Source organism: Bradyrhizobium sp. Kon69, from assembly GCF_055807515.1.
The window spans coordinates 327,971-351,705 of sequence record NZ_JBVVOS010000005.1; the positions used below are offsets into that span (position 1 = coordinate 327,971).

Annotated in this window: 17 protein-coding genes; 8 read left to right on the forward strand and 9 right to left on the reverse strand. The window is 65.7% G+C overall.

The window, feature by feature from the left end:
- Window position 1 precedes the first annotated feature (1 nt).
- The 7 genes from ccmE (at window position 2) to AC0L3U_RS09795 (ending at window position 10,202) form a co-directional block, all read left to right on the forward strand.
- The gene (ccmE, locus tag AC0L3U_RS09765; protein WP_473361581.1) at window positions 2-529 is read left to right on the forward strand and encodes a cytochrome c maturation protein CcmE; all 528 of its coding nucleotides are present in this window, start codon (window positions 2-4) and stop codon (window positions 527-529) included.
- Window positions 526-2,508 (forward strand): heme lyase CcmF/NrfE family subunit, encoded by a 1,983-nt coding sequence (locus tag AC0L3U_RS09770; RefSeq protein WP_473361582.1) that lies wholly within the window; start codon window positions 526-528, stop codon window positions 2,506-2,508. Before ccmE ends, AC0L3U_RS09770 begins: the two co-directional genes overlap by 4 nt.
- A gap of 4 nt (window positions 2,509-2,512) precedes the next feature.
- Complete coding sequence (locus tag AC0L3U_RS09775) at window positions 2,513-2,995, forward strand: cytochrome c-type biogenesis protein (protein WP_473361583.1); 483 nt, start codon at window positions 2,513-2,515, stop codon at window positions 2,993-2,995.
- 231 nt (window positions 2,996-3,226) lie between these two features.
- Window positions 3,227-4,810: a Do family serine endopeptidase gene (locus AC0L3U_RS09780; protein ID WP_473361584.1), complete on the forward strand. Its 1,584-nt coding sequence runs from the start codon at window positions 3,227-3,229 to the stop codon at window positions 4,808-4,810.
- A gap of 283 nt (window positions 4,811-5,093) precedes the next feature.
- The gene (locus AC0L3U_RS09785; protein WP_035969420.1) at window positions 5,094-5,774 is read left to right on the forward strand and encodes a response regulator transcription factor; all 681 of its coding nucleotides are present in this window, start codon (window positions 5,094-5,096) and stop codon (window positions 5,772-5,774) included.
- The gene (locus tag AC0L3U_RS09790) at window positions 5,758-7,218 is read left to right on the forward strand and encodes a sensor histidine kinase (protein ID WP_473361585.1); all 1,461 of its coding nucleotides are present in this window, start codon (window positions 5,758-5,760) and stop codon (window positions 7,216-7,218) included. The genes AC0L3U_RS09785 and AC0L3U_RS09790 overlap by 17 nt, the downstream gene beginning before the upstream one ends.
- Window positions 7,215-10,202, forward strand: a complete 2,988-nt coding sequence (locus AC0L3U_RS09795; RefSeq protein ID WP_473361586.1) for a bifunctional [glutamine synthetase] adenylyltransferase/[glutamine synthetase]-adenylyl-L-tyrosine phosphorylase — start codon at window positions 7,215-7,217, stop codon at window positions 10,200-10,202. The genes AC0L3U_RS09790 and AC0L3U_RS09795 overlap by 4 nt, the downstream gene beginning before the upstream one ends.
- Here AC0L3U_RS09795 and AC0L3U_RS09800 read toward each other — a convergent pair.
- From AC0L3U_RS09800 to AC0L3U_RS09820, 5 genes are read right to left on the reverse strand one after another with little or no spacing between them, the layout of a single operon-like run.
- Window positions 10,159-10,392: a formate dehydrogenase subunit delta gene (locus AC0L3U_RS09800; RefSeq protein ID WP_027516979.1), complete on the reverse strand. Its 234-nt coding sequence runs from the start codon at window positions 10,390-10,392 to the stop codon at window positions 10,159-10,161. The two genes, AC0L3U_RS09795 and AC0L3U_RS09800, sit on opposite strands and share 44 nt — an antisense overlap.
- Window positions 10,382-11,209, reverse strand: a complete 828-nt coding sequence (gene fdhD, locus AC0L3U_RS09805) for a formate dehydrogenase accessory sulfurtransferase FdhD (RefSeq protein WP_473361587.1) — start codon at window positions 11,207-11,209, stop codon at window positions 10,382-10,384. Before fdhD ends, AC0L3U_RS09800 begins: the two co-directional genes overlap by 11 nt.
- 4 nt (window positions 11,210-11,213) lie before the next feature.
- The gene (gene fdhF, locus AC0L3U_RS09810; protein WP_473361588.1) at window positions 11,214-14,099 is read right to left on the reverse strand and encodes a formate dehydrogenase subunit alpha; all 2,886 of its coding nucleotides are present in this window, start codon (window positions 14,097-14,099) and stop codon (window positions 11,214-11,216) included.
- Between the two features lie 10 nt (window positions 14,100-14,109).
- A complete protein-coding gene (locus AC0L3U_RS09815) occupies window positions 14,110-15,666 on the reverse strand; it encodes a formate dehydrogenase beta subunit (protein ID WP_473361589.1) in 1,557 nt (518 codons plus the stop codon).
- A complete protein-coding gene (locus tag AC0L3U_RS09820; protein WP_473361590.1) occupies window positions 15,663-16,139 on the reverse strand; it encodes a formate dehydrogenase subunit gamma in 477 nt (158 codons plus the stop codon). The genes AC0L3U_RS09815 and AC0L3U_RS09820 overlap by 4 nt, the downstream gene beginning before the upstream one ends.
- 223 nt (window positions 16,140-16,362) lie before the next feature.
- On the opposite strand from AC0L3U_RS09820, the gene AC0L3U_RS09825 reads away from it, so the two are divergent.
- Window positions 16,363-17,256 (forward strand): LysR family transcriptional regulator, encoded by an 894-nt coding sequence (locus tag AC0L3U_RS09825; RefSeq protein ID WP_247433008.1) that lies wholly within the window; start codon window positions 16,363-16,365, stop codon window positions 17,254-17,256.
- Between the two features lie 3 nt (window positions 17,257-17,259).
- Here the strand turns inward: AC0L3U_RS09825 and AC0L3U_RS09830 are convergent, their stop codons facing one another.
- The 4 genes from AC0L3U_RS09830 to AC0L3U_RS09845 all read right to left on the reverse strand — a co-directional run bounded on the left by AC0L3U_RS09830 (window position 17,260) and on the right by AC0L3U_RS09845 (window position 23,391).
- Window positions 17,260-19,590, reverse strand: coding sequence for a PAS domain-containing sensor histidine kinase (locus AC0L3U_RS09830; protein ID WP_473361591.1), 2,331 nt, complete (start codon window positions 19,588-19,590; stop codon window positions 17,260-17,262).
- A gap of 226 nt (window positions 19,591-19,816) precedes the next feature.
- Window positions 19,817-21,190, reverse strand: a complete 1,374-nt coding sequence (locus tag AC0L3U_RS09835) for a cation diffusion facilitator family transporter (protein WP_473361592.1) — start codon at window positions 21,188-21,190, stop codon at window positions 19,817-19,819.
- Between the two features lie 208 nt (window positions 21,191-21,398).
- On the reverse strand, window positions 21,399-22,370 hold the full coding sequence (locus AC0L3U_RS09840; RefSeq protein ID WP_473361593.1) for a quinone oxidoreductase family protein: 972 nt from the start codon (window positions 22,368-22,370) through the stop codon (window positions 21,399-21,401).
- Between the two features lie 25 nt (window positions 22,371-22,395).
- Entirely contained in the window at window positions 22,396-23,391 is a 996-nt protein-coding gene (locus tag AC0L3U_RS09845) for an NAD(P)H-dependent flavin oxidoreductase (protein WP_473361594.1), read from the reverse strand.
- Window positions 23,392-23,735: the final 344 nt, after the last annotated feature.

The window sequence follows — 23,735 nt, forward strand, 5'->3', positions numbered from 1 at the left end:
CATGACGCGCAAGCAGCGACGTATGACCATCATCGGCGGCTCGCTTGCCGTGCTCGCGCTCGCGGCCGGGCTGGTGCTCAACGCACTGCGCGACTCCATCGTGTTCTTCTCGACCCCGACCATGGTCGCCGAGAAGCACGTCGCGCCCGGCAAGCGGTTTCGCCTCGGCGGCCTGGTGCAGCCCGGCTCGCTCCAGCGCGGCGACAATCTCGCAGTGACCTTCGAGGTCGCCGACGGCGGCGCCAAGCTTCCGGTCGCCTTCAAGGGCATTTTGCCCGATCTGTTCCGGGAAGGGCAGGGCGTCGTCGCCGAAGGCGCGCTCGACGCCGATGGCGTGTTCAAGGCCGACACCGTGCTCGCCAAGCACGACGAAACCTACATGCCCAAGGACGTCGCCGATGCCCTGAAGAAGCAGGGGCACTGGAAGGATGATTACGGTGCCAAAGCTTCCGATGGCGTCAAGGCTTCAGATAGCGTCAGGCCTGGGGCCACGACTGCGCAGGGCAATCCGCAGGGAGCAATTCGGTGATCGCGGAGTCGGGACATTACGCGCTGGTGCTGGCGCTCGGACTGGCACTGATCCAGTCCATCGTGCCCCTGATCGGCGCACGACTGCGCGATGACGCGCTGATGAATGTGGCGCGGTCCACCGCGCTGGCGCAGCTTCTGTTCGTCGGTGCGTCGTTCATCGCATTGGTGATGCTGCACGTAGAGTCGGATTTTTCGGTTGCCAACGTCTACGAGAATTCCCACTCCATGAAGCCGCTGCTCTACAAGATCACCGGCGTGTGGGGAAACCATGAAGGTTCGATGCTGTTGTGGGTGTCGATCCTCGCGCTGTTCGGCGGATTGGTCGCGGCCTTCGGCAATAATCTGCCGCTGTCGCTGCGCGCGCATGTGCTGGCCGTACAGGCGTGGATCGCCAGTGCCTTCTATCTCTTCATCCTGGTGACCTCCAACCCGTTCCTCCGCATCGCCAACCCGCCGATCGAGGGACGCGATCTCAATCCGGTGCTTCAGGACATCGGTCTCGCCGTGCATCCGCCGATGCTCTATCTCGGCTATGTCGGCTTCTCGATCTCGTTCTCCTTCGCGATCGCGGCGCTGCTGGAGGGGCGGATCGATGCCGCGTGGGCGCGCTGGGTGCGGCCGTGGACACTGGTTGCCTGGATCTTCCTGACCCTCGGTATCGCCATGGGCTCGTACTGGGCCTATTACGAACTGGGCTGGGGCGGCTGGTGGTTCTGGGACCCGGTCGAGAACGCCTCGCTGATGCCGTGGCTTGCCGGCACCGCGCTGCTGCATTCGGCTCTGGTGATGGAGAAGCGCAACGCGCTGAAGGTCTGGACCATCCTCTTGTCGATCCTGACCTTCTCGCTATCGCTGCTCGGCACCTTCCTGGTGCGCTCGGGGGTCATCACCTCGGTGCATGCCTTCGCGACCGATCCAACCCGCGGCGTGTTCATTCTCCTGATTCTCTGCCTGTTCATCGGGGGCAGCCTGTCGCTGTTCGCGGGGCGCGCGACGTCGTTGAAGCAAGGCGGCTTGTTTGCGCCGATCTCGCGCGAAGGTGCGCTGGTGCTGAACAATTTGCTGCTCACGGTCGCCTGCGCGGTGGTGCTGTTCGGCACGCTCTATCCGCTGGCGATGGAGATGCTCGCCGATTTCAAGATGTCGGTCGGTGCTCCCTTCTACAATCTCACCTTCGCCCCGCTGTTCACGCTGTTGCTGCTCGCCGTGCCGTTCGGGCCGATGCTGGCATGGAAACGCGGCGATCTGCTTGGCGTCACCCAACGTCTGCTCGCGGCCGGCGTTGCCGGGCTTGTCGCCGTTGCCATGGTCTGGGGCTGGGCGCTCGGCGGCAGCGCGCTGGCGCCATTGGCGATCGGACTTGGCGTCTTCGTCATTGCCGGCGCCGCGACGGATCTGGCCGAACGAACCGGCTTGTTCCGCCTGCCGTTCGCGACGACGCTGCATCGTGCCCGCGGTCTGCCGCGCTCGGCCTGGGGCTCGGTATTTGCGCATGCCGGCCTCGGCGTCGCGCTGATCGGAATCGTCTGCGAGACCACCTGGAACAGCGAATATATCGCCACGATGAAGCAGAACGACGTCGCCCATGTCGCCGGCTATGACGTCAAGCTGGACGGCCTGTTTCAGCGCCAAGGGCCGAACTTCCACGAGATGATCGCCGAATTCAACGTCAGCAGTGACGGCGAGAAGCTCAGCGTGATGACGCCGTCCAAGCGCAGCTTCACCACCCGCGGCTCCTCGACTACCGAGGCCGCGCTGCTGACGCGCGGCGCCAGCCAGCTCTACATCTCGCTCGGCGACGCCACTGCCGATGGCGCCATTGCGGTGCGCATCTATCACAAGCCGCTGGTGCTGCTGATCTGGTGGGGGCCGGTGCTGATGGCGTTCGGCGGCGTGCTGTCGCTGTCGGACCGGCGCCTGCGGGTGGGTGCGCCAAAACCGGCGCGGGCAAAGCAGCGCCTGCAGCCGGCGGAGTGATCTGATGCGCCGAATGATGGTCGCGTTCATCGCGCTGATGCTGCTGGCCTTGCCTGCGGCGCATGCCGTGCAGCCCGACGAGATCATGTCGGACCCTGCGAAGGAGTCGCGTGCACGCGACTTGTCGCGCGAGCTGCGCTGCATGGTCTGCCAGAACCAGTCGATCGATGATTCCGATGCGCCGCTCGCGCGCGATTTGCGACTCCTGGTGCGCGAGCGCATCGCGGCCGGCGACAGCAATTCGCAAGTGCTCGATTTCCTGGTTGCGCGCTACGGCGAGTTCGTGCTGCTCAAGCCACGCTTCGAGCGCCAGAACATGCTGCTGTGGCTGCTCGCGCCGCTGCTGCTGCTTGGCGGCGGCCTGGCGCTATGGCTGCAAATCCGCCGGCGCTCGCGAAATGGTGCAGACCTACCGGCTCCGCCGCTCACGCCCGACGAGGAAGCGCGGCTCGCCGCATTGATGTCGGACGAGGCCACATCGCGCTAGCTACGTTGCTACGCGCATCAAGCCGCACCGCGCGGGCGTTACTGGAACTTCGTTAAGTTCCTGCCGATTCACGACTTTCGGCCGCGATAAACTGCCGCATCCGCATTCCGCGTTCATTACAAAAGTTTAACCCCGCCGCCAGCGCACGGTAAGGCGGCAGCCCCCATCTTCAGGTCCGTAAGGTGCCGCCGTCAGGCGCCAAATGGATTTCAAGGCCCTGGAGATCTCTGCATGACCGACCGTTCCGACCTCTCGAACCTTCCGTCCTACCGGCAGCCCCGCCGGTCCGTTTTCTCGGCCCGCAAGATCGCGCTGATGGCCTCGGTTGTCGCCGGCCTCGGCGCCGCCGTCTACGGCTTCGGCACGTCGACCTCGCCGGCCGACCTGTTCTCAAGCCCGGCGCATGCACAGGTCAACAACGAGGTCCGCAAGGTCGAACGCCCAATTGGTTTCGCCGACATCGTCGAGCGGGTGAAACCGTCGGTGATCTCGGTGAAGGTCAACATCAAGGAAAAGACCGCGAGCAATGACGACGGCGATGACGCGCAGTCGCCGTTCCAGCCGGGCTCGCCGATGGAGCGGTTCTTCCGCCGCTTCGGCGGTCAGGATGGCATCCCGGGCCTGAAGGGTGGTGGCGGTCGTGGCCGCGTCGTGCAGGGCCAGGGCTCCGGCTTCTTCATCTCGGCTGATGGCTTCGCCGTGACCAACAACCACGTGGTCGACGGCGCCGACAAGGTCGAGGTCACGACCGACGACGGCAAGACCTACACCGCCAAGGTGATCGGTACCGATCAGCGCACCGACCTCGCCTTGATCAAGGTCGAGGGCAGCTCGAACTTCCCGTTCGCGAAGCTTGCCGACGGCAAGCCGCGGATCGGTGACTGGGTGCTCGCGGTCGGCAACCCGTTCGGCCTCGGCGGCACCGTGACTGCCGGCATCGTTTCGGCCAGCGGCCGCGACATCGGCAACGGCCCCTACGATGATTTCATCCAGATCGACGCGCCCGTGAACAAGGGCAATTCCGGCGGTCCGGCCTTCGACACCAACGGTGAGGTGATGGGCGTCAACACCGCGATCTACTCGCCTTCCGGCGGCAGCGTCGGCATCGCGTTCTCGATTCCCGCCAGCACCGTGAAGAGCGTGGTGGCGCAGCTCAAGGACAAGGGCTCGGTCAGCCGCGGCTGGATCGGCGTGCAGATTCAGCCGGTGACATCCGACATCGCCGACAGCCTCGGCATGAAGAAGGCCGAAGGCGCGCTGGTTGCCGAGCCGCAGGCGAACGGTCCGGCGGCCAAGGCCGGCATCGAGTCCGGTGACGTGATCACGTCGGTCAACGGCGAATCGGTCAAGGACGCCCGCGAGCTCGCCCGTACCATTGGCGGCCTGGCGCCCGGCGCGACCGTGAAGCTCAACGTGCTGCACAAGGGCCAGGACAAGGTGGTGAACCTCACCCTTGGCCAGCTGCCGAACACGGTCGAGGCCAAGGCCGACATCGACAAGGACAGCGGCAAGGGCGCGAGCCGCGGCACCGACGTGCCCAAGCTCGGCATGACCGTGGCGCCCGCCGATTCCGTGGCCGGCGCCGGCAAGGAAGGCGTCGTGATCACCGAAGTCGATCCGAAGAGCGCCGCAGCCGAGCGCGGCTTCAAGGAAGGCGACGTGATTCTCGAAGTCGGCGGCAAGAGCGTGAGCACCGCCGGTGAAGTCCGCGACGCCATCAACACGGCGCGGACCGACAACAAGAACAGCGTCCTGATGCGGGTGAAGAGCGGCGGCCAGTCGCGCTTCGTCGCCGTGCCCATCGCCAAGGGTTAACCAAGGGCCAGGCCTCAGGAGGCCTCCGAGATGAAGGGTGTCGCCGGCATCAGTCGCCCCCGCCGACGGCGCTCTTCGGGGGAGCAGCGCAACGTTTGCTTCCCCTGTCTACCTTCCGGTGGAATACGCCCCCCTCCGTCGGAAGGCCTAGGGCGGTGAAGTCCCCCCAGCTTCACCGCCCGCCTTTTTCTCGATGCCAGAGTCTCTCACTCGGCTTGCATGCGATTGCCGCTCGCGCCATGTTTAGAGAAGGTTCACTCCCTTGACCGTTGCCGAACGCACGATGCGCCTCCTCATCATCGAAGACGACCGCGAATCCGCCGACTACCTCGTGAAGGCGTTTCGCGAGGTCGGGCACATTGCCGACCACGCCGCCGACGGCGAGGAAGGCCTCGCCATGGCCGAGAACGGCGACTACGACGTGCTGGTGGTCGACCGCATGCTGCCCAAGCGCGACGGCCTGTCGGTGATCGGCGCGCTCCGCGACAAGGACGATTCGACGCCGGTGCTGATTCTCTCCGCGCTCGGCCAGGTCGACGACCGCATCAAGGGCTTGCGCGCCGGCGGCGACGACTATCTGCCAAAACCCTATTCCTTCGCCGAGCTCCTGGCCCGGGTCGAAGTGCTGTCGCGCCGCCGCGGCGGTCCGGCCGAGGACACGTTGTACCGGGTCGGCGATCTCGAGCTCGACCGGCTCTCCCATCGCGTCGCGCGCGGCAAGGACGAGCTGACGCTGCAGCCGCGCGAATTCCGCCTGCTCGAATATCTGATGAAGCATGCGGGCCAGGTGGTGACCCGCACCATGCTGCTGGAGAACGTGTGGGACTATCATTTCGATCCGCAGACCAACGTGATCGACGTGCACATTTCACGGCTGCGTTCCAAGATCGACAAGGGTTTTGAGCGGCCGCTGCTGCACACGATCCGCGGCGCGGGATACATGATCCGTGACGGCATTCGGTAAACTCGTCCGCACCACGGCATTCCGGCTGACGCTGGTCTATTTGCTGTTGTTCGCGATGTTCGCGGCCTCGCTGCTGGCCTATTTCGCCTGGAATACGCGGCGGCTGATCACCGAGGAAATCACGCAGACGGTCAATGCCGAGACGTCTGAGATCAACGAGATCTACGGCCGCCGCGGCTTGGTCGGCCTCGTACGCGCGATTGAGTACCGGGCGCTGCGGCCGGGGGCCAACCTCTACCTCGTGACCACGCCGACCGGGCAGGCGATCGCCGGCAATGTCGGCTCGCTGGCGCCCGGCGTGATGGCGACGCGCGGCTGGTCGGAGACGGCGTATCGGCGCATCGAGGATGCGGACGAGCGCGACCATCGCGCCCTGGTGCGCGTCACCGAGCTCGAGAATGGCTTCCGGCTTCTGATCGGCCGAGACCTCGCCGAGCGGCGGCGCCTGTTCGGCATCGTCGCCAAGGCCGCGCAATGGTCGGTGCTGATCGTCGTGGTGCTTGGCCTGGGCGGCGGGATCTTCGTCGCGCGCAGGGTGCTCAGGCGCATCGACGCCATGTCCGGGACGGCCCATCGTATCATGACCGGCGATCTCAGCGAGCGCCTGCCGGTGGGACGCAGCGGTGACGAGCTCGACCGCCTCGCCGAAAACCTCAATGCCATGCTGGAGCGCATCGAGGCGCTGATGGCGGGGCTGAAGGAGGTCTCCGACAACATCGCCCACGATCTCAAGACGCCGCTGACACGCCTGCGCAACCGCGCCGAGGAGGCGCTGGCGAAATCAGGCAGCGAGGCCGATTACCGCGCCGCGCTGGAGCGGACCATCGAGGAATCCGACGGCCTGATCCGTACCTTCAACGCGCTGCTGATGATCGCGCGCGCCGAGTCCGGGCAGGCGCGCGGCAACATGGATGATTTCGACGCGGCCGATGTCGCCAACGGCATTCACGAGCTCTACGAGCCACTGGCTGAAGACGACGGCATGACCTTGAAGGTCAGGTGCGAGCCGACGCCGGTTTACGCCAACCGCGAGTTGATCAGCCAGGCCCTCGCCAATCTTGTCGAGAATGCGATCAAATACGGCAAGCCGGTCGCGCTAACGGGTGGAACCGTGGTCAGCCTGGATTCAAGGCAGATCACGATCGAGGCGAAACGCGAGGGCGACCAGGTGCTGCTCAGCGTCACCGATCGCGGCCCCGGTATACCCGAGGCCGACCGCAAGCATGCCGTCGAGCGATTCGTGCGGCTGGAAGCCAGCCGCACGCTGCCTGGATCCGGCCTCGGCCTCAGTCTCGCCTCCGCGGTCGCGACATTGCATGGCGGTGAGTTGAGGTTGGGTGACGCCCAGCCCGGGCTTGTCGCCACGCTTGTGCTGCCGGCGCGCGCGGGGGCCGGCGACAGGGTTGCTCCGCCAATGCAGGATGTGCCACAGAAGGTGGCATGAACCATTCCGCGCCGGGAAACGCGGACAAGCATGGTGAGAGACTTGCCGCACGCTTCGCGGAGGCTCCCCATATTGCCGCTTCCGCCACCGACCAAGGACGTTTTGAAAGCTGGCTGGCCGAGCTCGAGCCCGCGCAATTCACTCGTCTTGAAGCGCTGCTGGCTCACCGCTTCGCGCGGGACATCCTGGCTGGCATCGCGGAATTCTCGCCTTATCTGTTCGAGCTGGTGCGCGCTGATCCGCAGCGCCTGATCCGGCTGCTGGAATGCGAACCGGATGCGCATCTCGCCACGCTGATCACCGAGGCGAACGGCGCGGTGCTCGCGGCATCCGACGAAGCCGAGGTGATGCGGCTGCTGCGCCGCATGAAGGCGGAGGCCGCGCTCCTGATCGCACTGTGCGACATCGGCGGGGTCTGGCCGGTGATGCGGGTGACCGCAGCGCTCACCGATGTCGCGGTGTCTTCGGTGCGGGCGGCGCTTCAATACTTGCTGCGGCAGGAAGCCGCACGCGGCAAGCTCTCGCCGCCCAATCCCGAGGCGCCGGAGGAGGGCTGCGGGCTGATCGTGCTTGCGATGGGCAAGATGGGCGCAGGCGAGCTGAACTATTCCAGCGACATCGATCTCATCGTGTTTTTCGATCCCGACAATACGACACTCGCCGCCGATATCGAACCCCAGCCATTCTTCGTGAGGGTGACGCAGGGGATGGCACGCATTCTCCAGCAGCGCACCTACGACGGTTACGTCTTCCGCGTCGATCTGCGCCTGCGTCCCGATCCATCCTCGACGCAGGTGGCGATTTCGCGCGACGCCGCGCTGAACTATTACGAGCGGGAAGGGCGCACCTGGGAGCGCGCCGCGATGATCAAGGCGCGCGCCTGCGCCGGCGATCCCAGGGCAGGCGAGGCGCTGCTCGCGGAGATCGCGCCCTTCGTCTGGCGCAAGCATCTCGACTTTGCCGCGCTTGCCGACGTTCACGACATGAAGCGGCAGATGCAGACCTATCGCGGCCAGAGCGAGGTCGCGGTCGAAGGCCATAACGTCAAGGTCGGGCGCGGCGGAATCCGCGAGATCGAGTTCTTCGCCCAGACCCAGCAATTGATCGCCGGGGGACGACATCCCGAACTGCGCGTGCGGCCGACGCTCGCGGCACTCGGCGTGCTTGCTTCCAGCAACTGGATCACGATTGCGGCGCGTGACGAGCTGACCACGGCGTACCAATTCCTGCGCCGGGTCGAGCATCGCCTCCAGATGATCGCCGACGAGCAGACCCACACGCTGCCCGAGGACAAGGAGGCGGTCGAGCGTTTCGCCTGGTTCTTCGGCTATCCGGATCGCGAGGCCTTTGCCCGCGACCTCTTGCGCCAGCTCGAGATCGTTCAGGGCCACTACGAAAAACTGTTCGAGGGCGACGATCCGACCGGCACGGCCAAGCTGCCGGCGCTCGACTACAGTGCGGGTCCCGACGATCCGCGGCTGCTTCAGTATCTGGCCACGCTCGGCTTCAAGAAGCCTGCCGCCGTCGCGCAGACCGTGCGTGACTGGATCACCGGCGAGTACCGCGTCTTCCGCGTCGAGGCGACGCGAAACGCTTTCGTCGAATTCGTGCCGGCCCTGATCGACGGTCTCGCTCATGCCGAGGAGCCGGATCGGGCCGTCGTGGCGTTCGACCATTTCCTTGGGGCGCTTCAGCGCGGCGGCCGGCTGATCACGCTGCTCGGCCAGAACCGCGATCTCGTCGCGCTCGTGGCCCTGGTGCTGGGCGCGGCGCCCCGGCTCGGCGAGATGCTGGCGCGGCAGCCGCAGCTCATGGACGGCCTGATCGATCCGCGCTTCTTCGGCGCCATGCCCGACCGGCAGGAATTGTCGGGGCGGCTTGCGACCACCGTGCAGGATGCCGGCTCTTACGAAGAGTTCCTCGACCGCCTGCGTCTGTTCGGGCAGGAGAGCCTGTTCCTGATCGGCACGCGCATTCTCTCCGGCACCGTCTCGGCGCAGCAGGCGAGCACGGCCTTTGCCGACGTCGCCGAGGGCATCGTCCATACCGTTCATGGTCTCGTCGCCGACCGCTTCGCCGCCCAGCATGGCCGGATCAAGGGGCAGGAGAGCGCAATCATCGCGATGGGCCGGCTCGGCAGCCGCGAGATGACCGCGTCGTCCGATCTCGACCTGATCCTGCTTTACGATTTCGACAGCGACAATCCGGACTCCGACGGTGCGAAGTCACTGCAAGGTGCGCATTACTTCGCCCGCTTCACCCAACGCCTGATCAGCGCGTTCACGACGCGCACCAATTACGGAGTGCTCTACGAGATCGACATGCGGCTGCGCCCCTCGGGGCGTGCCGGCCCTGTGGCCTCGAGCCTCGTCTCGTTCGCGGACTACCAGGCCAACGAGGCCTGGACCTGGGAGCACATGGCGCTGACGCGCGCGCGCGTCGTGTCGGCTTCGCCCGAATTCCGGGAGCGGATCGAACACGTCATCCGCGATGTCCTGACCCGTCGCCGCGATCCCGCAATCACCGCCAACGATGTTGCCGACATGCGGCGCGCGATCGCCCAGGAGAAGGGCGAGGCCGATTGCTGGGATCTCAAATATGCCGCCGGCGGCATGGTCGACATCGACTTCATCGCGCAATATCTCCAACTCGTGCATGCTCACGAGAAACCGGAGATTCTCGACGTCGGCACCACGCAGGTGCTGGACAACGCATGCAGGCTCGGCGTGCTCGCGCAATCGGAGACCGAGATATTGCGTGCCGCGGCGCGGCTCTATCACGACCTGACGCAGATCCTGCGGCTCTGCGTCAGCGACCGGTTCAAGCCGGAAACCGCCGGCACCGACCTTCTGCGCGTGATGGCACGCGCCGGCGATGCGCCGCATTTCTCCTCGCTGGAGGCGCGCGTGAAGGAGACGCAGGGCGAGGTGCGCCGTGTCTTCAGGGCGCTGCTGGAAGGGATGTCGTCGGCTTCAGCGAGGTGAGCGCCTCCCGCACGTTCGGCTCAAGGCCCGCGCCGCCGGCATCGAGATGGGCGAAGATCGCGCGCTTCATCCGCGGATCCCAGAACTTCTTGATGTGGTCGGCGATCCCCGGCACGGCCTTGTCGTGGCCCTGGCTCCGGAAGAACGTGCCGATCTGGTTGGCCATGTAGATCAGGCGGTCAGGCGACATCGGCAACCTCCGTGGCATGACGGGCGACAACCCGGCCGCCATGCGAAAACACTTCGAACCCGTCCTGGCGGGCAATGGCAATCAGCGTGATGCCGGCGGCCTCCGCGGTGCGCACGGCAAGGGCAGTCGGCGCAGAGACGGCGACGATCACCGGCGCGCCGATGGCGGCGGTCTTCTGCACCATCTCGACCGAGACGCGGCTCGTCAGTAGCACGATGCCGCCGCTTGCAGGCGTGCGGCTGCGCGCCAGCGAACCGGCGAGCTTGTCCAGCGCGTTATGGCGGCCGACATCCTCCCGCAGCGCGACGATACCACCGGCAGGCGACCAGAACGCGGCGGCGTGAACGGCGCGGGTCTGCAGATTGATCGATTGCAGCGGCGCGATGGCTTGCATCGCCGGCATGACCTGCTCGGGCGTAAACGTCTGTCCCTGCGGCACGACGGCTGCTGGCCTCACCGCTGCGGCAATCGAGTCGATGCCGCAAATGCCGCAGCCGGTCGGACCGGCGATGTGGCGGCGGCGCTCGCTGATGCGCGCGGCATTGTCGGGCGCCAACCACATGCGCAGCTCGATGCCGTCGTCGAGACGGACGATTTCGAGCGACTTGATGTCATCGACGGATTTGATGATGCCTTCGTCCAGGCTGAAGCCGACCGCGAAATCTTCGAGGTTCTGCGGCGTTCCCATCATGACGGCGTAGGTGCCGCCATTGTAGGTCAACGCCAGCGGCGTCTCCTCCGGGATCAGCCGCGCTCCTTCGGACGCGACACCGTCGCGCCAGATATCGCGGTCGATGGCCTGGACCGGCACGTGCATGCCGCTACTCCGCGGCCTCGGCCGGCGCGATGCGGCGGGAATGCCGTGCTTGCGCGTCGTAGGCCTTCTGCCAGTCGGACGGGCCGTTCGATGGCGAGATCTGCACTGCCGTGACCTTGTATTCGGGGCAGTTGGTCGCCCAGTCCGAATAGTCGGTCGTGATGACGTTGGCCTGCGTGTCCGGATGATGGAACGTGGTGTAGACGACTCCCGGCGCGACGCGATCGGTGATCTCCGCACGCAGTGTGGTCTCGCCGGCGCGGCTCTGCAGCCGTACCCAGTCTCCGTCGCGCACGCCGCGCTGTTCGGCATCGTGCGGATGGATTTCCAGCCGATCCTCGGCATGCCAGACCACGTTCTCGGTGCGCCGGGTCTGCGCGCCGACATTGTACTGGCTGAGGATGCGGCCCGTGGTGAGCAGCAGCGGATAGCGCGGGCCGGTGCGTTCGTCGGTCGCGACATATTCGGTCACGACGAACTTGCCCTTGCCGCGGACGAAGCCGTCGATATGCATCACCGGCGTGCCCTCGGGCGCCTTGTCGTTGCAGGGCCATTGCACTGAGCCGAGCTCGTCGAGCTTGGCATAGGAGACGCCGGCGAAGGTCGGGGTCAGCGCCGCGATCTCGTCCATGATCTCGGAAGGATGGCTGTAGGTCATCTCGAAGCCCATGGCCCTGGCGAGGCCGATGGTGACCTCCCAGTCGGCGAGGCCGTTCTTCGGCGTCATCACCTTGCGGACACGCTGGATGCGGCGCTCGGCATTGGTGAAGGTGCCGTCCTTCTCGAGGAAGCTGGAGCCTGGCAGGAACACATGGGCGTAGTTCGCGGTCTCATTCAGGAAGAGGTCGTGGACGATGACGCATTCCATCGCCGAGAGTGCCGCCACCACATGCTTGGTGTTGGGATCGGATTGCAGGATGTCCTCGCCCTGCACGTAGATCCCCATGAAGGTGCCTTCGACCGCGGCGTCGAACATGTTGGGAATGCGCAGGCCCGGCTCGGGGTTGAGCTTGACATTCCACAGCGCTTCGAACTGGTCCCGCACGGCATCGCCCGAGATGTGGCGGTAGCCGGGCAGCTCGTGCGGGAACGAGCCCATGTCGCAGGAGCCCTGCACGTTGTTCTGGCCGCGCAGCGGGTTCACGCCGACACCGGGACGGCCGATATTGCCCGTGGCCATCGCGATGTTGGCGATCGCGATCACGGTGGTCGAGCCCTGGCTGTGCTCCGTGACGCCGAGACCGTAATAGATCGCGCCGTTGCCGCCGGTGGCGTAGACGCGCGCTGCTTCGCGCAGATCCTTCGGATCGACGCCGGTGAGGATGGCGGTGGCTTCCGGGCTGTTCTTCGGCTGGGCGACGAACGTCGCCCATTCCTCGAACTCGCTCCAGTCGCAGCGTTCGCGCACGAAGGCTTCGTCGACGAGGCCTTCGGTGACGATCACATGCGCCAGTGCCGTCATCACCGCAACGTTGGTGCCGGGCATCAGCGGCAGGTGCAGCGCCTTCACATGCGGCGATTCCACCATCTCGGTGCGGCGCGGATCGATCACGATCAGCTTGGCGCCCTGGCGCAGCCGCTTCTTCAGACGGGAGGCGAACACCGGGTGGGCCGAAGCGGGGTTGGCGCCGATGACGACCACGACGTCGGTGTCCTCGACCGAGTCGAAATCCTGCGTGCCGGCAGAGGTACCGAACGTGGTCGAAAGGCCATAGCCGGTCGGGGAGTGGCAGACGCGGGCGCAAGTGTCGACATTGTTGTTGCCGAAGCCGGCGCGGATCAGCTTCTGCACCAGATAGGTCTCTTCATTGGTGCAGCGGGACGATGTGATGCCACCGATGGCGTCGCGGCCGTATTTCTTCTGGATGCCGCGCATCCTGTCGGCGGCAAACGAGAAGGCCTCGTCCCACGACACTTCGCGCCAGGGATCCTCGATCCGCTCGCGGATCATCGGGTTGAGGATGCGTTCCTTGTGGTTGGTGTAGCCCCAGGCGAAGCGGCCCTTGACGCAGGAATGGCCGCGATTGGCCTTGCCGTCCTTGTACGGCACCATGCGGACGACTTCCTCGCCGCGCATCTCGGCCTTGAAGGCGCAGCCGACGCCGCAATAGGCGCAGGTGGTGACGACCGAATGTTCGGGCTGACCGATTTCGATCACGGATTTCTCGGTCAGTGTTGCAGTCGGGCAGGCCTGCACGCAGGCGCCGCAGGAGACGCATTCGGAGCCGAGGAAGCTCTCGCTCATGCCGGGCGACACGCGGCTGTCGAAGCCGCGGCCGGAAATCGTCAGCGCGAAGGTGCCCTGCACTTCCTCGCAGGCGCGGACGCAGCGCGAGCAGACGATGCACTTGGAGGGATCGTAGGTGAAATACGGGTTGGACTCGTCCTTCGGCATCCAGGCGGCATTGATCTCGCCATTGGACTTGCCAGGCGTCTTGGCGAAGACGTGGTTCTCGCCTTCATAGCCGTAACGGACGTCGCGCAGGCCCACGGCGCCGGCCATGTCCTGCAACTCGCAATCACCGTTGGCACCGCAGGTGAGGCAGTCGAGCGGATGGTCGGAGATGTAGAGCTCCATCACGCCCTTGCGCAGCTTCTTGAGCCGTTCGCTCTGGGTGTGAACGACGAGACCGGGCATCACTGGCGTGGTGCACGAGGCTGGCGTTCCGGCGCGGCCCTCGATCTCGACAACGCAAAGGCGGCACGAGCCGAACGCATCGACCATGTCGGTCGCGCACAGTTTCGGGATCTGGTGGCCGGCGTCCATCGCCGCCCGCATAATCGAGGTGCCCTCGGGCACCGTGACCTGGTTGCCGTCGATGGTCAGCGTCACCATCGTTTCCGATTTCGAGCGCGGCGTGCCGAAGTCGATTTCTTCGATCAGAGACATTGTCGTTCTCCTATTCCGCGGCCTGAAGCGTGGTCGGGGCCGGGACGAAATCCTCCCGGAAGTGCTTCAGTGCGCTGAGCACGGGGTAGGGCGTGAAGCCACCGAGCGCGCAGAGCGAGCCGAATTTCATGGTGTTGCAGAGGTCTTCGACGAGTGCGAGGTTTTCACTCACGCGCTCGCCCTTGATGATCTTCTCGATCGTCTCGACGCCGCGGGTCGAGCCGATCCGGCACGGCGTGCACTTGCCGCAGGATTCGATGGCGCAGAATTCCATGGCGAAACGCGCCTGCTTGCGCATGTCGACGCTGTCGTCGAACACGACGATACCGCCATGGCCGATCAGGCCGTCGCGCGCGGCGAATGCCTCGTAGTCGAACGGGGTGTCGAACAGCGCGCGCGGGAAGTAGGCGCCGAGCGGACCTCCGACCTGCACCGCGCGGACCGGGCGGCCCGTGAACGTGCCGCCGCCGATGTCGTCGACGAGCCCGCCGAGCGTCACGCCGAACGCCGTCTCGAACAGCCCGCCGTGGCGGATGTTGCCGGCGAGCTGGATCGGCATCGTACCGCGCGAGCGACCCATGCCGAAATCGGCATAGGTCTTGGCGCCTTCGGCCAGGATGAAGGGGATGGCGGCGAACGACAACACGTTGTTGATCACGGTCGGCTTGCCGAACAGGCCGTGATGCGCGGGCAGTGGCGGCTTTGCGCGCACGAGGCCGCGGCGGCCTTCGAGGCTTTCCAGCAGCGAGGTCTCTTCGCCGCAAACGTAAGCGCCGGCGCCGACGCGCACCTCAAGATCGAAGCTGTATGTTGAGCCGCCGATGTTCGCGCCGAGATAGCCGTCGTGCTTCGCAGCCTGGATGGCCGCGTTCATCGCCTCGACCGCGTGCGGATATTCGCTGCGGATATAGATGTAACCCTTGGTCGCGCCGACGGTGAGGCCGGCGGTCGTCATGCCCTCGATGACGAGAAAGGGATCACCTTCCATGATCATGCGGTCGGCGAAGGTGCCGCTGTCGCCTTCGTCGGCGTTGCAGACGATGAACTTGCGATCCGCTTTCGCCTGCGCGACCGTCTTCCACTTGATGCCGGTCGGGAAGCCCGCGCCGCCGCGGCCGCGCAGGCCGGACGCCGTCACTTCATTGAGGATGGCTTTCGAGCCGAGGGACAGCGCGCGTTCGAGGCCCTTGTAGCCGCCATGGGCGCGGTAGTCGTCGAGCGAGCGCGGGTCGATCACGCCGCAGCGCGCGAAGGTCAGGCGGGTCTGGCGCTTGAGCCAGGGGATCTCGTCGGTGGCCCCGAGCCGCAGCAGATGCGGCGTGTTGCTCGCGAGCGCGTCGAGCAGGGAGGGCACATCGGTCTCGGTCACAGGGCCGAACGCGATCCGGCCCTGCGGTGTCGCGACCTCGACCAGCGGCTCGAGCCAGTACAGGCCGCGCGAGCCGGTCCTGACGATCTCGACGGCGATGCCACGCTTCGCCGCAGCCTGCTCCAGTGCCAGCGCGACCTCGTTGGCGCCGACCGCAAGCGCGCCCGCGTCGCGAGAGACATATAGACGGATGCTCATCGCTGCGTCTCCGCAACGAGAGCATCGATACGCTTGTCATCGAGCCGGCCGATCAGCCGGCCGTCGAGCATCGCGGAGGGCGCGGTCGCGCACAATCCGAGGCAGTAGACCGGCTCCAGCGTGACGCGATCGTCGGCCGTGGTGTGGCCGAGCGATACGCCGAGTTTTGCCTCCGCACGTGCCGCCAGCGCGTCGCCGCCCGCCGCCTGACAGGCCTCCGCGCGGCAGAGCTTCAGCACATGGCGGCCGGCTGGCTTGTGGCGGAAGTCATGATAGAACGTGAACACGCCATGCACTTCGGCGCGGGACAAATTGAGCGCCTGCGCCACCATGGGAATGGCTGCCTCCGGCACGTATCCGAACGCCTCCTGGAGTGCGTGCAGGATCACCAGCGTCGCGCCTTCCTGCTCGCTGTGTTCGGCGATGATCTCGGCGCCGCGCGTTTCGTCCCAAGGCTCAAAAACCGCTGTCATTCTTCGTTCTCAACCAGAGCGTCTGCTGATCGCAAACTATTTGGAATCGTTCGAAGATCAATAAAGCTGTCTCATGCTGCGATTGCGGATTCCGATCGATTTGCGATGGCAATCACTCGATCTGAAATTGCAATTGAAGCTGTCCTCCGGGCCGTTTTTACGTGTTGGAATGGGGCGAGCATGCTAGCTTGTATGCCACCACACAATTCGAGGGGATGACCGGTTGCTCGACAAGCTTGAACTGTTGCTGGCGCTGGCGAAGGAGCGGCATTTCGGACGCGCGGCGGAGGTCTGCGGCGTGACGCAACCGACGATGTCGACCGGGCTGAAGCAGCTCGAGGAGATCCTCGGCGTGATGCTGGTCCAGCGCGGCTCCCGCTTCCAGGGTTTTACGCCGGAAGGCGAGCGGGCACTCGATTGGGCGCGGCGGATCGTCGGCGATGCCCGCGCGATGCGTGACGAGATCAACGGGCTGAAGCATCAGCTCTCCGGCGAGATCCGTATTGCCGCAATCCCGACCGTGCTCGGCATGGTCGCTGCGCTGACGACGCCGTTCCGCGCCAGGCATCCCGAGGTGCGTTTCAGTATCCGCTCCACCACCTCGTCCGAGGTGCTGGGGCTGCTCGAGAATCTCGAGGTGGATGCGGGGCTGACCTATATCGAGAACGAGCCGATCGGCAAGGTGCGGACCATCCCGCTCTACAGCGAGAGCTATCGCCTGCTCACCGCGCCGGATGGAATGTTCGGCGATCGCGAGACGGTGACGTGGAAGGAGGTCGGACAGGTGCCGCTGTGCCTGCTCACGCCCGACATGCAGAACCGCCGCATCATCGACCGTGCGTTACGTTCGGTCGGCGCGGAGGCGACGCCGACCTTGACGTCGAATTCGCTGCTCGTGCTGTTCACGCATGTGAAGACGGGGCGCTGGGCCAGCGTGATGCCGGCCAAGCTCGCCGAGACGCTCGGCCTGTCCGACACCGTGCGCTCGATCCCGATCACCGATCCCGATGTCAATTACAGCATCGGCATGGTGATCCCGCAGCGTGATCCGATGACGCCGCTGATCGCGGCGCTGGTCAACGTCGCGCGGGAAGTCGCGCCGTCGCTGCAATCGTAGCCATCAGGCCGCGGCTGATATTCCGGACGCCGACTTGATCGCGTCGCGGGGCAGGGTGACGCGCACGACGGTGCCGACCTCCAGCTTGGAGCGCAGCCTCATCGAGCCGCCATGGAGCTGCGCTAGCGAGCGGGCGATCGCCAGCCCCAGTCCCGAGCCATGATAGGTCTTGGTGAGCTGGCTCTCGACCTGCTCGAACGGGCGGCCGAGCCGCGCCAGTGAATGCGGCGCGATGCCGATGCCGGTGTCGGCGATCATCAGCACGATCCTGTCGTCGAGCTGCCGGCTGCGCACCACGATGCGTCCGCCGTCGGGCGTGAACTTCACGGCGTTGGAGAGCAGGTTGACGATGATCTGTTTGGTGGCGCGGCGGTCGGCGACGACGGAGATGGATTTCGCGATGTCGGCGTCGAGCGTCAGGTGCTTGTCCTGCGCGCGGCCGGTGACCACCCGCAGGGATTCCGCCAGCGTCTGCGCCAGGTCGAGCTCTTCCATGTCGAGCTTCATGCGGCCGGCCTCGATCTTGGACATGTCGAGGATGTCGTTGATGACTTCGAGCAGGTAATGCCCGCTGGTCAGGATGTCGTGGCAGTATTCCTGGTACTTCTCCGAGCCGAGCTCGCCGAACATACCCGAGCCCATGATCTCGGAGAAGCCGATGATCGCGTTCAGCGGCGTGCGCAGCTCGTGGCTCATATTGGCGAGGAATTTCGACTTGGTCTGGTTGGCCTCCTCGGCGCGGGTCTTCTCGCGCTGGTATTTCTCGGCGAGATCGGCCAGTTCACCCGCCTGGCGCTCCAGGGCTGCCTGCGAACGCTTGAGGTCGATGACGGTGGCGCGCAGGCGTAGATCGTTGTCGACCAGCTTCTGCTCGTGCTCCTTGATGCGGGTGATGTCGGTGCCGACCGAGACGTAGCCGCCGTCCTTGGTGCGGCGCTCGCTGATGTGCAGCCAGCTGCCGTCGTCGAGCTGCGCCTCGAAGGTGCGCGCGCCGGGGCCCTGGCTCGCAGTCTCGTTGTGCCGGGTGCGGACCTCGGGCATGCGGCCGACCTCGAGCACGGTCTCGTAGGAGGTGCCGGGGATGACGGCGCTGTCGGGCAGCTTGTGCAGGCGCTGGAAGTGCGAATTGCACAGCACCAGGCGGTCGCTGGCGTCCCACAGCACGAAGGCTTCGGGAATGGTCTCGATCGCGTCGCGCAGGCGCAAATCGGCTTCCACGGTTCGCTCGGCGAGGCTCTTCTGCTCGGTGATGTCGACGGCGATCCCGATCAGGTGAACGCTGGAGTCCGTCGCGCCGCTGGTCTTTTCGCAGCGGACGCGCAGCCAGATCCAGTGGCCGTCGACATGCTGCATGCGGAAGGTCTGGTCGATGTGGTCGATCTTCTCGGAGATGAGCTGGTCGGCGATCTCGAACAGGTCGATGTCGTCGGACTTCACCAGCGCGTTGACCTCGCCGAAGGTGAGGAGCTCGTTGCGGCCGTCGAGGCCGAGCATCGAAAACATCGACTGCGACCAGAAGATGCGGCCGCGCGACAGGTCCCAGTCCCACAGCCCGCAGCGGCCGCGGTTGAGCGCGGTGTCGATCCGGCCGCGCACGGCGTCGTTGATCAAATCGCCCTCGCGGGCACGGGTGGACTGCCAGTGGAAGGCGAAGCCGAGGATCAGGACGACGAAGCCGGTGGTGGCCGACAGCGTGACCGACAGCGCGGCGTCCGAGCCCCAGATCGGCTCGTTGCGCTCCTGGATCACGGTGACGAAGCCGGGCAGCGACTTGATCTGCCGCGCGGTCGCCATCGCGGCGTTGCCGTTCGGCAGCGTCAGGTCGGAGATGTTGCCGTCGTGCGGCGGCGCCGCCATCAGTTGCGCCGTCGTGATTGCGTCGAGCAGGCGGTCGTTGCCCGCGGGATCGCTGTCGACCGGGATGCGGGCGAGGATGCGGCGGTCGAGTCCAGCCGAGGTGACGATGACGTGCCGGCCCGAGGCGGTGCCCCAGGATGGAATGAGGTCAGGCAGCAGCGCCGGCAGGCTCTCGATGTTCTTCAGCCGCTCCTGCCGCGCGGAGGTGAGGCGGTCGATGCGCTCGGCGAGCAGGTCAGCGAGCGCCGAGATGTCGTGGCGGATCACCAGCCGCTTCTGGCGCGTCTGGTCGACGACCTGCACGAATGCGCCGAGGCAGATCGTGATCAGGAACGCGATGATGAGCGTTGGCACGGCACGGCGTAGCGCAGGCTCCGCGATCAGGAGCCGATGATAGGCAGGTTTCGCGATCGATTGCGCCAATCCTTTGATCGAATCGGATTGGACGCACGCGTTCGCGGCGTCTGCACGCGACATGCCTAAAGCCCCCTGGAACCTGCTTGCAACTTGATTTTGGAAGCAGCCCCACATCGCTTCCGAATCATGGTCGATTTGAATCCAGATTTCGCGGGCTGTCGAGAGTCAACGAATCGTTAACGCGAATTTATTCTTATCCAACGCGCAGTTTGTGCGTCGCGCCTCCGCAAACTTACGTGCGCGGCGAGTCCGAAACGAGAACGTGTGACTCCTCGCACATTCTCTGTCACGCACGCGGCGGTTCGGCGTGACTGATGACGCGCTTCACGCTCGGGAACGCGCGCCGCAACGCGCGCTCGATCGCGTCGACATGCTCGTGCACCCTGATCACGCTCATCGACGGCTCGGCGCGGCAGTGGAAGTTGACGATCTCGCCGGCGTCGGTGTTGCGGACGCGGACATTGTGGATGTCGTGGATCTCGCCGCCGGCGGCATATTCCGTCAGGGCGGCGGCAATGGCCTGCACCCGTTCCGACGCGGCATCGACCCCGAACGGCAGTTCCGGTTCCAGCGGCTCGATGTGGACGTCGACCTCGACGTCCGCGCCGAACTCTTCCTGGATGTTGCGTTCCAGCGTGTTGGCGACGTCATGGGCGGCGTCGAGCTGCATCCCGGCGTCGACCTCGAGGTCGATGCTGACGATCAGCTTGGCGCCGAGATCGTGCACGGTGACGTGGTGGATGGCGAGGCCTGAATTGTGGGCGATGACCATGATGCGGTCGCGTACGGTCTCGTTGTCGCGCGCCACGGGGACTGCGGTGAAGGTGAGGTCGGTATCGCCGAAGGCCTTTTCGACCGCTGCTTGCGCGCTGCGCTTGATGTCCTCGACCCGGTCGATGGGGTAAGTCCGCGGCACCTTTGCGATCGTGTCGATAAACGTGGTGGCCCCGACCATGCGCACGCGGAGCCGCTCGACGCCAATCACACCCGGCACGCTGCGGATCGCGGCCGTGGCCCTCTCATGCGCGCCTTCGGGGGCACGGTCGACCAGCGTCTGCACCGTCGAGCCGGCCATGCGCAGGCCGAGCAGGGCGATCATCACGGCCACCGCGGCAGCGGCAGCCGCGTCGCCCCACCAGAAGCCGAGGGCGGCGAGGATCAGGCCCACGATCACGGCGAACGAGCCCATCACGTCGGAGGCGAAATGCAGCGCATCGGCGGCGAGCGCCTGGCTCCTGGTCTCCCGCGCGGCACGGTGCAGGGCGCGGGCGCGCCAGAGATTGACGACAATGTCGATCACCAACACCACGAACGGCACGGCCGAAATGGTCGGCGGCGCGGTTCCCTCGCGCAGCCGGCTGTAGGACTCGACCAGGATGCCGCCGGCGAGCACGTAGAGCAGGGCCGTGACGCCCAGTGCCGAGACGCTTTCGAGCTTGCCGTGGCCGTAATGATGCTCCTCGTCCGCCGGCTTGTCGGACACCCGCACCACCGCCCAGGTGATGATGGTGGCGACCAGGTCGATCGAGGAATGCAGCGCCTCGGAAATCAGCGCCAGCGAGCCGATCGCGATCCCGACCGCAAACTTGGCCGCCGCCATGCCGCCACTGGCGAAGATCGAGATCGCTGCGACCGAGGTCTTGTTGTGTTGGGAGCTCATGGCGGGGGATGTAGCAGGCCACGGGTGAACATCAAGCGACGATCCACAGGCGTAGACGCTAGTGAGTTGCAGGAGCGGGATCCTCCGGTTTTGTAGGGTTGGCAAAGGCGCGGAGCGCCGTGCCCACCATCTTTCGGGGACGCTGACGCATGGTGGGCACGCTTCGCTTTGCCCACCCTACTAGACCTCGGTCTTTGGCCCAGGAATGTTACGGCACCGTCACGACGATCTTGCCCAGGTGCTTGTTCGCCTCCATGTGCTCGAACGCCTTGTCGATGTCGTCGAAGGCAAACACCTTGTCGATCGGCAGCTGCAGTTTTCGCGACTCGACCGCGCCCCAGATGTCCTTTTTGACCTCGTCGAAGATCTCGCGGACTTCCGCGACGGTGCGGGTGCGGAAGGTGACGCCGACATAGTCGATGCGGCGGGCCGCGTGCAGGTCGAAATTGAAATCGGCATGGGTGCCGCCGAGCCGGCCGACATTGACGATGCGGCCTTTTACCTTCGTTGCGGCGAGGTTCTGGCTTGCGACCTTGCCGGAGACCTGGTCGACGATGAGGTCGACACCTTCGCCGTTCGTCGCCTTCAGCACCTCCTCGACCCATGTGGGGTCGGAGGAATCGACCGCGAGGTCGGCGCCATACTCCTTCAGCCGGCCGCGACGAGTGGCATCGGTCGACGAGCCGATCACGAGCTTGGCGCCCTTGAGCTTCGCAATCTGCATCGCCATCAGGCCGACGCCGGAGCTTGCGCCCTGGATGAGCACGGCCTGCCCGGGCTGCACGCCGCCGATGGTGACGACGGCGTTGTGCATGGTCGCGAGCGCGACGGGCAGGGTGGCAGCTTCTTCGAAGTTCATGTTCGAGGGCGCGCGGAACAGCCGGCCGTGATCGGCCAGTGTGTATTCGGCAAACGCCGCGCCGCCCGAGCCCATGATGCGGTCGCCGACCTTGACGCCCTTGGCATCCGGTCCGAGCGCGGCAATCTCGCCGGCCCATTCCATGCCGAGCACGGTGCCGGCGCCCCCGGCCGCGCCATGGGCGTGGCCCTTGCGCATGCCGGTGTCGGCGCGATTGAGGCCACAGGCGCGGACACGCACCAGCACCTGCGTGCCTTCAGGCTTTGGTTGAGCGACGTCGGAAATTGTAGCGCCACCAGGGCCGTAGACATAAGCCTTCATGTGTTGCTCTCGCTTCTTGCCGTGACTATTCAGCAGCCTGCGCTGTCGGATGAATGATCATGCTTTCGAGCCGGCTGCGGATGATGGCCTCCGCTTCGCGCACGATGCGGGAGATCAGTTCGGCGCAGGTCGGGATGTCCTGGATCAGGCCCTGGACCTGGCCCGCCGACCAGATGCCTTCGTCCGAGTTGCCGGTCGCGTAGACCATCTTGCCGCGGGCGCCTGCGACGAGCTCGCGGATATCCTCGAACTTGGCGCCTTCCTTCTCCATCGCGACGACCTTGGTCGAGATCTCGTTCCTGGCGACGCGGGAGGTGTTGCGCATGGTGCGGAAGATCAGCTCGGTCTCGCGCTCGTCATTGGCGACGATCTTCTCCTTGATGAGCTGATGAATGGGGCTCTCTTGGGTCGCCATGAAGCGCGTGCCCATGTTGATGCCTTCGGCGCCCAGCGCCAGTGCGGCGACCAGGCCGCGGGCGTCGGCAAAGCCGCCGGAGGCGATCATCGGGATCTTGATCTTGTTGGCGGCAGCCGGGATCAGGATCAGGCCGGGGGTGTCGTCCTCGCCGGGATGGCCGGCGCATTCGAACCCGTCGATCGAGATGGCGTCGACGCCCATGCGCTCGGCCGAGAGCCCGTGACGGACGCTGGTGCATTTGTGCACGACCTTGACGCCGTGCTTCCTGAACTCGTCGACATGCTCCTGCGGCTTGTTGCCGGCAGTTTCGACCACCTTGATGCCGCTCTCGATGATGGCGGCGCGATATTCGGCATAAGGCGGCGGCTTGATCGCGGGCAGGATGGTGAGGTTGACGCCAAACGGCTTGTCGGTGAGATCGCGGCAGCGGGCGATCTCCTTCCTGAGGTCCTCCGGTGTCGGCTGGGTCAGCGCCGTGATGAAGCCGAGCGCTCCGGCATTGGCGACGGCGGCGACCAGCTCGGCGCGCCCGACCCATTGCATGCCGCCCTGGACGATCGGGTGCTCGACACCGGCGAGCTTGGTGAACCGTGTCTGCAGCATGATCTGTTTCCTCCGCCTGTGTGGCGCTCTGTTATCGTTTGATGGCGGCAGGATGCCGCCCGGGTCGGGAAAAGTCTATTGCGCCGGCGTGCGGTGGAGGCGGGGCGATCATGCGAGGAGTGGGGGGATTCCGCAGGGCGGATAATTGAGGTGGTAGCACCGGGTGGCGCGAGGTTTTTTGTGCGCCGCTGCTTCAACACCGACGGAGGATGAGGAGCTTTCGGAGACCATCAACTTGCATTTCCGTCGCAAGGCATGCCTCCGCCCTCTCGCGGCGCATTCGCCCGAGCTTTGCCCGATCGCATTACCCTCGTTGAGACAAGGGCGCAGGGAAGGCCGGGCGC